This is a genomic window from Cohaesibacter marisflavi (assembly GCF_900115225.1).
GTDB classification, from domain to species: Bacteria; Pseudomonadota; Alphaproteobacteria; order Rhizobiales; family Cohaesibacteraceae; genus Cohaesibacter; species Cohaesibacter marisflavi.
In genome coordinates, this window is record NZ_FOVR01000001.1 from 109,134 (window position 1) to 121,431 (window position 12,298).

General features: G+C 53.6%; 14 protein-coding genes. 9 read left to right on the forward strand and 5 right to left on the reverse strand.

Features of this window, described 5'->3' with window-relative positions; translation table 11 throughout:
• Nucleotides 1-94: 94 nt before the first annotated feature.
• A complete protein-coding gene (locus tag BM258_RS00505) occupies nucleotides 95-988 on the reverse strand; it encodes a DMT family transporter (RefSeq protein WP_090067780.1) in 894 nt (297 codons plus the stop codon).
• A 135-nt stretch (nucleotides 989-1,123) separates the two neighbouring features.
• Here BM258_RS00505 and BM258_RS00510 point away from each other — a divergent pair, with 135 nt between their 5' ends.
• The gene (locus BM258_RS00510; protein WP_210186606.1) at nucleotides 1,124-1,738 is read left to right on the forward strand and encodes a DJ-1/PfpI family protein; all 615 of its coding nucleotides are present in this window, start codon (nucleotides 1,124-1,126) and stop codon (nucleotides 1,736-1,738) included.
• Here the strand turns inward: BM258_RS00510 and BM258_RS00515 are convergent.
• Nucleotides 1,720-3,123 carry an MATE family efflux transporter gene (locus tag BM258_RS00515; RefSeq protein WP_090067782.1) on the reverse strand — a complete coding sequence of 468 codons (1,404 nt, stop codon included), beginning with the start codon at nucleotides 3,121-3,123 and terminating at the stop codon, nucleotides 1,720-1,722. The genes BM258_RS00510 and BM258_RS00515 overlap by 19 nt on opposite strands.
• A gap of 108 nt (nucleotides 3,124-3,231) precedes the next feature.
• Between BM258_RS00515 and BM258_RS00520 the strand changes: the two genes are divergently transcribed.
• Nucleotides 3,232-3,423 carry a hypothetical protein gene (locus BM258_RS00520; RefSeq protein WP_090067784.1) on the forward strand — a complete coding sequence of 64 codons (192 nt, stop codon included), beginning with the start codon at nucleotides 3,232-3,234 and terminating at the stop codon, nucleotides 3,421-3,423.
• A gap of 229 nt (nucleotides 3,424-3,652) precedes the next feature.
• Nucleotides 3,653-3,889 (forward strand): tautomerase family protein, encoded by a 237-nt coding sequence (locus BM258_RS00525; protein ID WP_090067786.1) that lies wholly within the window; start codon nucleotides 3,653-3,655, stop codon nucleotides 3,887-3,889.
• A 99-nt stretch (nucleotides 3,890-3,988) separates the two neighbouring features.
• Here BM258_RS00525 and nqrM read toward each other — a convergent pair whose 3' ends face one another.
• Both nqrM and BM258_RS00535 read right to left on the reverse strand, forming a co-directional pair.
• Entirely contained in the window at nucleotides 3,989-4,249 is a 261-nt protein-coding gene (nqrM, locus tag BM258_RS00530) for a (Na+)-NQR maturation NqrM (RefSeq protein ID WP_090067788.1), read from the reverse strand.
• 52 nt (nucleotides 4,250-4,301) lie between these two features.
• Nucleotides 4,302-5,339: an FAD:protein FMN transferase gene (locus BM258_RS00535; protein ID WP_210186607.1), complete on the reverse strand. Its 1,038-nt coding sequence runs from the start codon at nucleotides 5,337-5,339 to the stop codon at nucleotides 4,302-4,304.
• 333 nt (nucleotides 5,340-5,672) lie between these two features.
• Here BM258_RS00535 and BM258_RS00540 point away from each other — a divergent pair, with 333 nt between their 5' ends.
• From BM258_RS00540 to nqrF, 6 genes are read left to right on the forward strand one after another with little or no spacing between them, the layout of a single operon-like run.
• Nucleotides 5,673-7,022, forward strand: a complete 1,350-nt coding sequence (locus BM258_RS00540) for a Na(+)-translocating NADH-quinone reductase subunit A (RefSeq protein WP_090067789.1) — start codon at nucleotides 5,673-5,675, stop codon at nucleotides 7,020-7,022.
• 3 nt (nucleotides 7,023-7,025) lie between these two features.
• Nucleotides 7,026-8,234 carry an NADH:ubiquinone reductase (Na(+)-transporting) subunit B gene (locus BM258_RS00545; RefSeq protein ID WP_090067792.1) on the forward strand — a complete coding sequence of 403 codons (1,209 nt, stop codon included), beginning with the start codon at nucleotides 7,026-7,028 and terminating at the stop codon, nucleotides 8,232-8,234.
• On the forward strand, nucleotides 8,227-9,042 hold the full coding sequence (locus BM258_RS00550; protein WP_090067794.1) for a Na(+)-translocating NADH-quinone reductase subunit C: 816 nt from the start codon (nucleotides 8,227-8,229) through the stop codon (nucleotides 9,040-9,042). The genes BM258_RS00545 and BM258_RS00550 overlap by 8 nt, the downstream gene beginning before the upstream one ends.
• Nucleotides 9,042-9,698: an NADH:ubiquinone reductase (Na(+)-transporting) subunit D gene (locus tag BM258_RS00555; protein WP_090067796.1), complete on the forward strand. Its 657-nt coding sequence runs from the start codon at nucleotides 9,042-9,044 to the stop codon at nucleotides 9,696-9,698. The genes BM258_RS00550 and BM258_RS00555 overlap by 1 nt, the downstream gene beginning before the upstream one ends.
• 2 nt (nucleotides 9,699-9,700) lie before the next feature.
• The gene (gene nqrE / locus BM258_RS00560) at nucleotides 9,701-10,309 is read left to right on the forward strand and encodes an NADH:ubiquinone reductase (Na(+)-transporting) subunit E (protein ID WP_090067798.1); all 609 of its coding nucleotides are present in this window, start codon (nucleotides 9,701-9,703) and stop codon (nucleotides 10,307-10,309) included.
• 13 nt (nucleotides 10,310-10,322) lie between these two features.
• Entirely contained in the window at nucleotides 10,323-11,543 is a 1,221-nt protein-coding gene (nqrF, locus tag BM258_RS00565; RefSeq protein ID WP_090067800.1) for an NADH:ubiquinone reductase (Na(+)-transporting) subunit F, read from the forward strand.
• A 121-nt stretch (nucleotides 11,544-11,664) separates the two neighbouring features.
• On the opposite strand, the gene BM258_RS00570 is transcribed toward nqrF, so the two are convergent.
• Nucleotides 11,665-12,087, reverse strand: coding sequence for a GFA family protein (locus BM258_RS00570; RefSeq protein WP_244544544.1), 423 nt, complete (start codon nucleotides 12,085-12,087; stop codon nucleotides 11,665-11,667).
• Nucleotides 12,088-12,298: the final 211 nt, after the last annotated feature.

Consider the following 12,298-nt stretch of genomic DNA (forward strand, 5'->3'; position numbering starts at 1 on the left):
TCGACCTAAGTCAAAACAAACGGAAATATTGTTTTGTAGCTTGAAGACTATATATTATGCGGTATGGCGCTGTCTATGCAGTTATGCAAGGAATTCACACACGCGCGCGTCGACTGTTCAGCACAATGCCAATAGCAATAAAGGCAATGCCCACCAGATGATATTCCTGCAGGCGCTCGCCCAGCAGGAAGAAGGCGAGAATCGCCACCCAGACCGGCATCAGGTGAATGAATACACCCGCCTTTGAAGGGCCGATGAGGCCAACGCCCTTGTTCCAGCTGAAATAGGCCAGAAGCGAGGCAATGAATGTCACATAGACGATAGCGGCCAAATTCGTTGGCGTGATCGTAACTGGCTGATAGGTGAGGGTTTCCCAGATATAGAGCGGAAAGAGGATCGCCGCGCCGAGACCGGTAATCACCATCAGCATGACCAGCGGATCCAGCGTTACCGGGCGTAACTTGACCGTGATCGAATAAAGCGCCCAGACAATAGCTGCCCCGACCATCCAGATGTCGCCGACAGTGAATGTGAGATGGAACAGGGTTGTCAGCTCACCGGAGGTGATGACGAAGATGACTCCGAAAAAGGAGATCAGAATTCCGGCAATTTGCGCAAAGCCGAGTTTGTCCTTGAGGATGAATACCGAGAGTAATGCCATGATGGCAGGGCAGGTGGCCAGAATCAGCGTCGAGTTGATGGCCGTGGTGCTGTGCAGGGCCTGATATTGCAGCGGGTTGAAAGCGGCAATGCCCGTGGCGGACATGGCAAGTAACAGCTTCCAGTGTTTGCGTATGACCGGCCAGTTGGCGGGTAACTTGCGAGCGGTGAAAAACAAAAGAATGAGGCAGCAGAAGAACCAGCGCCAGAAGGACAAGCCAAGCGGAGGCAAATCGCCCCGAACGGCGCGCCCAATCACAACATTCCCACCCCAGCACAGGGTTGCAAGGGCCAAGGGAGCATAGGCGGCAATATTACTGTTTTTCATGAATTGTGCTTTTTATAAAAAAGGAAGACTGCAAGGAAGGATTTCTCCTTCGCATATTTTGATCTTGCGTGGAAGGAAAAAGACGCTCCATAGTGGGCCTGTTTTTCTCGTGATGGAAGTGACAAGGCGGCGCTTATGGGTATGAAAATCGGGATATTGATATTCGAGGATGTTGAAGAGCTCGATTTTGTCGGGCCGTGGGAGGTGTTCACCATGGCCAACGCCGTTCGCGTTGCTAGAGGTGAAGAGGCTCTCTTCGAAATGGCGCTCATCGCGCCAGATGCCGAGCCAGTCACTTGCGCCAAAGGCATGCGAGTGCTGCCGGACAAGACAATGGCCGAGACGGATGGGCTCGATGTGATTCTTGTGCCCGGCGGGCAGGGGACTCGACGCGAGGTGAATAATCCGGCCATTATCAACTGGATTGCAGAAATCGGTGAAGAGGCACAATGGGTAACCAGCGTATGCACCGGATCACTGCTGCTCACCGCCGCCGGTCTGACCAAGGGTAAGAAAATCACAACCCATCACGGCGCTTTAGATCTGGTCAAGGCGCGACCTGAGAAGCCTGATGTGCGTGGGGAATATCGCTATATCCGTGATGGCAATTTGGTGACCAGTGCTGGTGTGTCTGCCGGTATCGATATGAGCCTCTGGCTCGTGGGCTTGTGGTATGGCCCCGACTTTGCGCGCGCCGTGCAAAAGGCCATGCAATATGATCCGGTTCCGCCTTATTCGGCTCTGACCTGAGGGCTGTCGCTTTTGGGGCTGTGGTCCTCGGTAAAGGCACGCCTTTTGAGCCTTAGCGCCATAATGCCGAGCCGCATCGCCTCTTCCAGAATGAGAATGCCGTAGACGATATAGAGCGACAGCTCAAAGACATGGGTGCAGATGAGCAAGAGCGGCACTCCGAAGCCCCATTGCAGCCCGACCTGTACCCAGAACACCCATTTGGGCCGGTCTGTCGCACGCAATATGGCGCCGATGGTAACTGATGCCGTGCGCACCAGAACCAGCAAGCCTCCATAAGGGATCAGCAACAGGAAATTGATTCGAACCCAATCGGAGATATGCCAGGAGAGAGCGTCTGCGAGCAGCGTGACGCCAACAAACAACAGCGCAAGGCGTGGTGCCAGCAAGCGCAGGGCTGTCAGAATCGAACGGATCGCCTTGCGCAATTCCGGACTGCCTGGCTCCAGATCCGCGCAGGTAAGGGTGGCCGACATGGCAACCGCACGCCCGAGCACATTGGCAACGGATAACCACGGTGTCATCAGTGCCAGAGCCGCAAAGGTTAGATAGGGCTGTTGGGCAAATAGCAACTGATAGGCTTGGGCCCCCACAATGAGCGCGGCCACATTCAGCATGACCGGTATCAAAACCGAACGCGGCAGCAGTGCTTCACGGTCATAGTCTGTGCTCCCTGACGTTTCTGCTGGGCCCTTGTCCCGCAGTGCCACGCGCATGTCGCGTACTGTCAGCACTATCAGATAGATGAGACGCGCGCTTTGACTGACAAGGGTGGCGATGGCCGCTCCCTTGATTCCCAACTCAGGAGCACCGAACCAGCCGTAGATCAGAAGTGCATTGAGAATGACATTGAGCGGCAACTCGATGGCAAAGCCACGCAATTCGCGCGGTGCCTGTCGCCGTACATCGAAACTGATGGTCAAGAGATAGGCCGCAAAGCTGAGGGGAAGGGCATAAACCATGAGCGCAAGATAGCGCTTGGCGGCAAAGCCGATGCCGGACGTCGTTGCCAGCCAGTCAACAAGAAAATTGATGTTGAAGCGAAAGAGCAGAACCAGAATGATGCTGTGGCCAAGCCCCAGCGCCATCATGCGCAGGAGCCTCTTGTAATAGAGGTGCATATCCCCCGCACCAAAAGCGCGTGTCAGCAGAATCTGCGCGCCCGACCCCAGTCCGAACAAAAGCGCCATGAAGACGCCATACAGGCCCGCACACAGGCCAAGGCCTGCCAGCGTTTCATCGCCAATCGGCCCCACCATGTTGGCGTCAATCAGAATTGCCGAGGTGGAAAACAGCCCGGACAGAGACAGAAAACCCGCCAACTTGAGAATGGACGGCGTTTCGCGATCGAGCAAGGCAGACTTGGGCGAAGGGGTAGCTGACACGGGGATAATAAAATCTTCTATTTGCGAATGGTTGGCGTTGCGCGGACATTAGGCTAAATTGCCCGCAATGCCAATGAAGAAGACCCCAAATCCTGAAAGCGATTGCTCGTGTCCAATCTTGTAATTTCCAGCCCCTATCTGGGGATCGCCGTTCTTGTCATTTTCGTTCTGTCAGGCAAAGTTTTTCGCGATAACTGGAAAGCAGCCGGGCCACATTGGAAGCGCAACTGCTGGCTCTCGGGAATCGTGGCGACTTTCTGCTTTCTGGCACTGGCCTTCATTCCCTTTGTGCCTCACTGAAGGCCGGTTTCCTGCTATTTTATCTCTCGGTGGCCTGTCGTCTCGCATTGCATTAAAAGGCGCCACTCTGAGCATGTCATCCAGAATATACCTGCCCTCATTATGGTGCTGGTTTATGGCCCCAATTCATGAGTGGTAGGACTGCAGGCAGGATTGTATCCATTCTCGCGGGGATTAGGTTTGCGGCATAAACATGGATAAAAATCCAGCAAACCAGAAGAGACCTATCATGCCTCATATGACACTTAAAATCGCACAGACCTGTTCTGATGAGAAAAAGAAAGCATTTGTTGATCAGATGACCCGTACCATGAAAGAGCTTTTCGATGTTCCCGAAGAGCAGCTTTCTATCGACTTCCTTGAATTCACGCCATCAGACTGGGTCGATCGGGTCTATTATTATGACGTACAGCCCCGCGCCGGGGCTTTGCTCAAGGAACCGGGTTATGAAATTGTCTCTGCCTGAGTACAGGCGGACATCGTATAGGTCTGCCGGAGGGCAGATGTGAAAAAGGCACGCAAATTGCGTGCCTTTTTCACATAATGCTTGAAGTGCGGAGCTGATTTATTCCGCAGCGCTCATGGCCGCTTCGCGTTCGGCTTTTTCGCGGGCCGCTTTCTTGCGAGGGCATTCCCCATGCAGGCGCTCCTTGAGCGGGCTGTCCTTATCAACGGCGGAGCCACAGATCAGGCAATGATCCGCATCGGAAATTGCGTTGAGGCCGCCACAGGAGCCGGCAATCGGTTTGCGCTTGAACATGACGCCAATGGACATGCCAACAACAATTACCAAAAAGGCTCCAAATACGATAAGATAGGTTGCCATCTAAATACCCTCCGTGCCACCCGGCTCACCTGAGCACGGGGCAGGTTGTTGATCATTTTTTCGCCGCCATCAGAGCATCAAAGGCCTTGCTGCTCGATGTCACAAATCCGCTTTCTTCGCGGCGAATGAAATAGGCCGGAATGTCCAACTTGTCAGCCAGAGCGCGACCGTCCTTCTCGCCTAGCACCAAAAGCGCCGTTGCCATTCCGTCGGCGCGCATGCCATCTGGAGCCAGCACAGTGACCGAAGCGAGATTGTGCGTAACCGGTCTCCCGGTTAGCGGGTCGATGATGTGAGACATGCGCTGCCCCTCATCATTGAAGTAGAAATTGCGATAGTCCCCCGACGTTGCGATACCCATATCGCTAACGGGAAGAACAAGTTGCACGGACCGTCCGGCTTCGTCAGGCTTTTCAATGCCGATCTGCCAAGGCTCGCCCATGCTGTTAAGGCCATGAACCATAAGGTCACCGCCTATCTCTACGAGATAATTCTTAATGCCATGCTTCGCAAGAGTGCGCCCGATCAAATCTGCGCTATATCCCTTGGCAATTGCGCCCAGCGTGATGGTTACACCCGGTTTGTTCTTGCGCACCATCGGCGGATCGGATTTGACATCCAGAAGGGTGCTCTGGCCGACGTCAGCCATGGCAGCTCTGATTTGTGCATCCGTTGGCGGGTTGTCATTATCCTCCGGACCGAAGCCCCAAAGATCGACAAGTGGCGAAACCGTAATATCGAATCGCCCCCCACTCAATTCGTGAATGGTCTGAGCTTCCTGCAAAACTTCATGAAAACTGTCAGAAGTACTTAGCCAGTCAGTCGAAGAACTGATGTTAAAGATGGAGATTTCCGACTCGTCTTTCCAGTTCGACATTGCCTCGTTGGCGGCGTCCAGTGTTGCCTTTATGTCATAATAAAGGGCCTCTTCGTCCACTTTTCCGCGCGCATGCAGAGCCTTGATGGTGTAACTGGTGCCCATCGTGTTGCCACGAAGCAGATATTCGTCAGTTTGTTCGGAAAAAAGATCACATCCGGCAAGAGCGAATAGACCAATAACAACGGGGATGAGACGGAAAAACAAGCGCAATGGAGGGCCTCAATGCAGGTAAAACGTGCTGCAGACGCTGGGACTGAACTTCTGGTTCCGCCTAAATAAGCGGCATGTGGCGTTAGTTGGGCTCTTCTTTGACTGAAGTCAAGGTCTTTTTAATCACTTTGCAGGATTAGAATGGTGACGATCGGGGGAAATTTATTTCATTTTATCCATTCAAATTGCTACCAATGGCAAAAGCCAACCATCTGGGCGCAAATTAACTTGAATTGTTTGATTTCCCTCGTTAGCAAAGGGGTGGTGTTGTTAGGACAACACCGTATGTTGGCGCGAGGGGCGCCGGAAAAACTCATTCAGTCAAGGTATGCTATGAAGCTAAAAAAAGGATTGGATCTGCCGATAACAGGCGCTCCTGTCCAGACCATTCATGAGGGGCCAAAGATAACGAAGGTGGCTGTGAATGGTCGGGACTTCATCGGCCTGAAGCCCAAGATGCTGGTCGCGGAAGGAGACAAGGTCAAGAAGGGGCAACCGCTCTTCTTGCACAAAGCTTCCGAAGACGTGGTCTATGTGGCTCCAGGAGGCGGAACCGTTACGGCAATCAATCGTGGTGCACGGCGAGTGCTTGAGACCATTGTGATTGCACTGGATGAGGTGGAAGAAGAGATCACCTTCGAGTCGACTCCTGCAGAACAGTTGAGCGCCCTCCCGCGCGAAAATGTCCAGAAGCGTCTCTATGAAAGTGGGCAGTGGACCTATCTCAAGACAAGGCCATTCTCCTATGTGCCTGAACAAGGGACAGTCCCGCATTCCATCTTTGTCACAGCAATGGACACCAACCCGCTTGCTGCCGATCCTGCCGTAATCATCGGCGAGAATGCAGCAGCCTTCAGCGCTGGTGTCGATGTTCTGTCCAATCTGACAGACGGTCACGTTTATGTTTGCCATGCTCCGGACGATAAAATGCCCGGCGTAACCTCTGAGAAGGTCGTCTTCGAATCCTTCGCAGGTCCGCATCCGGCCGGTCTGGCTGGTACGCACATTCACTTTCTCGATCCCGTGAATGCTGAAAAGACCGTGTGGTCTATCGGTTACGCAGATGTGATCGCCATCGGCAATCTTTTCACGACAGGTAAGATCGACACCGACCGTACCATCGCGCTTTGTGGTCCTCTGGCCAGCAACCCGCGGCTGGTCAAGACACGAGTCGGTGCTTCCACTGACGAACTGACGGCTGGCGAAATCGAAATCGGCATCAATTGCCGCGTCGTTTCCGGTTCCATTCTTTCGGGGACGAACGCTGAAGACCAGTTCGCCTTCCTCTCCCGCTCGGCAACCCAGCTGACATTGATGGAAGAAGACACCAAACAGCGCATTCTGGGGTGGGGCTATCCTTCCAACAACTATTGGTCCTTCACCAACGTTCACCTTTCCTCGCTGCTTGGCGCGGGCAAGAAATTTGCCTTCGGAACCAACCAGCGCGGTGGACGGCGTGCCATGGTGCCATTCGGCAGCTATGAGCAGGTTGTACCTCTGGACATTCTGCCAACCCAGTTGCTCAAGGCGCTGCTGACGCTGGATACCGATCTCGCCCAGAATTTGGGGGCTTTGGAGCTGGAGGAAGAAGATCTGGCCCTTTGCACCTTCATCTGTCACTCGAAATATGAGTATGGCGAAGCTCTGCGAGCCAATCTCTTCAAAATCGAAAAAGAGGGCTAAGCCTTGGGTCTGCGCAATTTCTTCGACAGCATCGAGCCGCATTTCCATAAAGGCGGCAAGCTGGAACGGTATTTCGCCCTTTACGAAATGGTGGAATCCTTCATCTACACGCCAAAGATGGTCACACGCGCCGCGCCACATGCGCGCGACGATATCGACCTGAAGCGTGTTATGTCTTATGTGGTTATCGCCACATTCCCCTGTGTTCTGATGGCTCTTTATAATACAGGCTATCAAACCAACTCAGCCATCGCCAGCATGGGGCTGACCGAGGTCGCCGGCTGGCGCGCCTGGATCATCAACCTTCTGGGCATTGGCTTCGATCCGAACAGCATCTTAGCCAACCTGGTGCATGGGCTGCTCTACTTCCTGCCGATCTATATTTTCACGCTTGCCGCAGGTGGCATAGTGGAAGTGATCTTCGCCATCGTGCGTGGTCATGAGATCAACGAAGGCTTCTTCGTGACCTCCATGCTCTACGCTCTGATCGTTCCTGCCTCTACCCCACTCTGGATGGTCTCTCTGGGTATCATCTTCGGTGTGTTGATGGGTAAGGAAGTGTTCGGCGGCACCGGCAAGAACTTCCTCAACCCGGCTCTGGTCGGTCGTGCCTTCCTCTATTTCGCCTATCCGGCAGCAATGTCCGGTGATGCGATCTGGACCCCGGTCGACGGCTTCACCGGCGCTACTGCTCTGGGTGCAACTGCACTGCACGGAACTCAGGCGCTGGCCGATATGGGCCTATCCTGGTGGGATGCCTTCTTCGGCATCATGCAGGGTTCTATGGGTGAAACCTCCGCTCTGGCCTGCCTGATCGGCGGCATTGTGTTGGTCTACACCCGCATCGCAAACTGGCGTCTGATCGCTGGCTGTGTTGCCGGTACCGTCGGCTTCTCGCTGGTGCTCAATCTGATTGGTTCTGACACCAACCCGATGTTCGGTATGCCATTCTGGTGGCACATGGTTCTTGGCGGTTGGGCATTCGGTCTGGTCTTCATGGTCACCGAGCCCGTGTCTGCTGCTCAAACCAATGCCGGTCGCTTCTGGTACGGTGTTTTGATCGGCTTCATGGTCATCATGATCCGCGTCGTCAATCCGGCTTTCCCGGAAGGAATGATGCTCGCGATCCTGTTCGGCAATATCTTTGCGCCGCTCATCGACTATTTCGTTGTGCGCGCCAACATCAAGCGGAGGGCTGCTCGCAATGCCTGAGGCAACGGATAAGAAACTTGGTCCTTGGGGACGTTTTCTGGCGATGCCAGCGGACAATCCCGTCAAGACGGTTATCGTGGCCGTCGCCCTGTGTCTGTTCTGTTCCATGATCGTGTCAGCTGCAGCCGTGGCTCTCAGACCGGTACAGGAGCAGAACAAGGTTCTGGACAAACGCCGCAATATTTTGCAGGTGGCTGGCCTGTTTGAACCTGGTGTCAACGTCAATGAGGTTTTCAACGAAAAAGTTGAACCGCGTCTCGTTGATATCGAAACCGGCACCTTCTCTGATGCCGCTGATCCAACCACTTACGATCAGCGTGAAGCAGCCAACGATCCTGCTCGGTCAATTGATCTACAGAATGACCCTGCCGGCATCGGTCGTCAGGCCAAACTGGCGTCTGTCTACCTGATCCGCAACGATGCTGGTGACATCGACAAGATCATCCTTCCGGTCCATGGCTATGGCCTGTGGTCCACGATGTTTGGTTTTGTTGCTCTGAAAGCTGATGGCAATGAAGTTGCTGGCTTCCAGTTCTACGAACAGGGTGAAACTCCAGGCCTTGGTGCCGAGGTCGACAACCCACGCTGGCGTGCCCAGTGGCCGGGTAAGAAGATCTATGGTGAAGATGGCAATGTTGAAATTGCTGTCACCAAGACCCCTGCGACCCCTGCGACGCAGGATTACCATATCGACAGTCTGGCCGGTGCTACGCTGACCAGCCGAGGCGTTGACAACCTCATCCATTTCTGGATGGGCGAACAAGGCTTCAAGCGCTTCCTTGATAATCTCAAAGAAGGGACGGTCTAATGTCTGTGCACAAAAATAGCATGTTGGTCGACCCGTTGGTCGATAACAACCCGATCACTTTGCAGGTTCTGGGCATCTGTTCAGCTCTTGCTGTGACCTCATCCCTCAAAGTGGCGTTCGTGATGGCCATTTCGGTGACGCTGGTGACGGCGTTCTCCAACCTGTTCATCTCGCTCATCCGCAACCATATTCCAAACAACATCCGTATCATCGCGCAGATGGTGATCATTGCTTCCCTCGTGATCCTCGTGGATCAGGTGCTCAAGGCCTATGCCTTCGAGATCTCCAAGACCCTCTCGGTCTTCGTTGGTCTGATCATTACCAACTGCATCGTGATGGGCCGCGCTGAAGCCTACGCCATGAAGAATCCGCCGCTAGCAAGCTTGCTCGACGGTATCGGCAACGGTCTTGGCTACTCGCTCATTCTGATGCTGGTCGGCGTTGTGCGTGAGTTGTTCGGCTCAGGCTCCCTGTTCGGTATTACCATCCTCAAAACCGTGAACAACGGTGGCTGGTATGTGCCAAACGGTATGCTGCTTCTGCCGCCAAGTGCCTTTTTCATTATCGGTCTGATCATCTGGGCATTCCGTACCTGGAAACCGGATCAGGTTGAGGCGCGTGACTTCTCAATCATCGAACAAGAGGGAGGCCACTAATTATGGAAGGTCTAATTTCTCTTGCGGTAAAGGCGATCTTTATTGAGAACCTTGCGCTTTCCTTCTTTCTTGGCATGTGTACATTCCTTGCCGTGTCCAAGAAGGTTGAAACCGCAATCGGTCTCGGGATCTCCGTGACGGTTGTTCAGGCCATTACCGTGCCTGCCAACAACCTGATCCTGCATTTCTTCCTGGCAGACGGCGCCCTTTCCTGGCTCGGCCTTGGCGATGTGGATCTGACCTTCATCGGTCTGATCTCCTACATCGGCGTGATTGCCGCCATGGTGCAGATTCTGGAAATGATCCTCGATCGCTTCTTCCCCGCTCTTTACAACGCACTGGGTATCTTCCTGCCGCTCATCACTGTGAACTGCGCCATCCTTGGTGGTTCTTTGTTCATGGTGGAACGCGACTATACCTTCGTGGAAAGCTCCGTTTACGGTGTTTCCTCCGGCCTTGGCTGGGCGTTGGCCATCACTGCGATGGCTGGTGTACGCGAGAAGCTCAAATATTCCGATGTGCCTGCCGGTTTGCAGGGCCTCGGTGTCACATTCATCACCGCAGGTTTGATGGCCATGGGCTTCATGGCTTTCTCCGGCGTGAAGCTGTAAGGGAGGCTATAAGATGGAAGAGTTTGCCCTTGGCATCACGTTCTTTGTTCTCATCGTTCTGGCGTTGGTGGCCCTCATTCTGTTTGCGCGGAGCCGACTGGTTTCCTCAGGCAATGTGAACATCACCATCAATGGTGAAAGAACCATTTCTGTTCCCGCTGGCGGCAAGTTGCTTGGCGCTCTGGCTGGCGAAAAGATCTTTGTTGCATCCGCCTGTGGTGGCGGTGGTACCTGTGCGCAGTGTCGCTGTAAGGTCTTCGAAGGCGGCGGGTCCATCCTGGCAACCGAAGAAGCCCACATCACCAAGCGTGAGGCAAAGGAAGGCGATCGCCTTTCCTGCCAAGTCGCTGTGAAGCAGGACATGAAAATTCAGGTGCCTGAAGAAGTCTTCGGTGTGAAGAAATGGGAATGCACGGTTAAATCAAACGACAACGTGGCCACGTTCATTAAGGAACTTGTCCTGCAGTTGCCCGCTGATGAGCATGTGAATTTCCGCGCTGGTGGCTATATTCAGATTGAAGCGCCGGCTCATGAGGTCGCTTACAAGGACTTCGTCGTTGCAGAGGAATATCGCGAAGATTGGGACAAATTCAATCTCTGGCAATATGTCTCCAAGGTTGAAGAGCCGATCGAGCGCGCCTATTCCATGGCCAACTATCCTGAAGAAAAAGGCATCATCATGCTCAACGTGCGTGTCGCCAGTCCCCCTCCGGGCCAGCCGAACGTACCTCCGGGCCAGATGTCATCCTTCATCTTCAACCTCCAGCCAGGTGACAAGGTCAATATTTCCGGTCCGTTTGGTGAGTTCTTCGCTCGCGATACGGAAAAAGAAATGGTCTTCATTGGTGGTGGTGCCGGTATGGCTCCGATGCGCTCGCACATCTTCGATCAGCTCAAGCGCCTCGATACCAAACGGAAGATTACCTTCTGGTATGGTGCTCGCTCCAAGCGCGAAATGTTCTATGTAGAAGATTTCGACAAGCTGGCCGAAGAACATCCGAACTTCACTTGGCATGTTGCCTTGTCTGATGCCTTGCCCGAGGATGATTGGGACGGTTACACCGGCTTCATTCATAATGTGCTGTATGAACAGTATCTGCGTGACCATGAAGCTCCGGAAGACTGCGAATATTACATGTGCGGTCCTCCTATCATGAACCAGTCCGTGATCAACATGCTGCTTGATCTGGGCGTTGATCGCGAAGACATCATGCTCGATGACTTTGGTGGTTAAACCTGAGTGACCAGAAGCAAGAATAATGAAAAGGCCGGAGCAACCTCGCTCCGGCCTTTTTGTTGTTCGCTATGTTTGCCGAGAAATCAGGCGAGCGGGAAGGATGAAGGCGGAAGCCAATCTAGTCCTGGGTGAAGCGCAGATAGCCGGCAATATGTGATGCACCGTCATTGTCCTTGGGGTGATTGACCCCGTCAAAAACGACGATTTCTTCAAAATCAAACGGGCTGACGCCTTCAATGCAAGCGACATTGATGCCATATTCATTCGGGCTAGAGCGGCGCTTGTGATGGGTATAGATACCGCATTTGGAGCAGAAATAATGCTCGGCGGTCATCGTGCCGAATTGATACTTGGTCAGCATCTCCTCGCCTTTGAGAAACTCGATACCATCCAATGGTGTTGAAACTGCCGCGGCGCCCCTCATCCGGCAGATGGAACATGTGCAGCGTCTCGGCGGCTTGTCATTTTCCGATATCGTGACACGAAATTGTACGGAACCGCAATGACAGGCGGCATTATAGCTGTGCCCTGGCTTTATCAAGTCAAGTCTCCTTATGCATGGCGTGAGGACGCAAGTGTGCCGCCAATCACAGCCCTTGGCAAGAAGCGCATCCATAGGGCGCGGTTGATCAGACTATGGTAGGCGCCAACAGAGTGCCTTCCAAGGCTCGGACAGCGCCCGTGTAAGGGGATCAAAGTCTTGCAGTTACGTCTCTTTTGGAGAAAGTCCGAATACAAAATGCAACTATAAA

What these genes read in the sequence shown, in the direction of transcription:
- BM258_RS00505 (WP_090067780.1), bottom strand. Translation starts at nt 988, where the DNA reads ATGAAAAACAGTAATATTGCCGCCTATGCTCCCTTGGCCCTTGCAACC.
- BM258_RS00510 (WP_210186606.1), top strand. Translation starts at nt 1,124, where the DNA reads ATGGGTATGAAAATCGGGATATTGATATTCGAGGATGTTGAAGAGCTC.
- BM258_RS00525 (WP_090067786.1), top strand. Translation starts at nt 3,653, where the DNA reads ATGCCTCATATGACACTTAAAATCGCACAGACCTGTTCTGATGAGAAA.
- nqrM (WP_090067788.1), bottom strand. Translation starts at nt 4,249, where the DNA reads ATGGCAACCTATCTTATCGTATTTGGAGCCTTTTTGGTAATTGTTGTT.
- BM258_RS00540 (WP_090067789.1), top strand. Translation starts at nt 5,673, where the DNA reads ATGAAGCTAAAAAAAGGATTGGATCTGCCGATAACAGGCGCTCCTGTC.
- BM258_RS00550 (WP_090067794.1), top strand. Translation starts at nt 8,227, where the DNA reads ATGCCTGAGGCAACGGATAAGAAACTTGGTCCTTGGGGACGTTTTCTG.
- BM258_RS00555 (WP_090067796.1), top strand. Translation starts at nt 9,042, where the DNA reads ATGTCTGTGCACAAAAATAGCATGTTGGTCGACCCGTTGGTCGATAAC.
- nqrE (WP_090067798.1), top strand. Translation starts at nt 9,701, where the DNA reads ATGGAAGGTCTAATTTCTCTTGCGGTAAAGGCGATCTTTATTGAGAAC.
- nqrF (WP_090067800.1), top strand. Translation starts at nt 10,323, where the DNA reads ATGGAAGAGTTTGCCCTTGGCATCACGTTCTTTGTTCTCATCGTTCTG.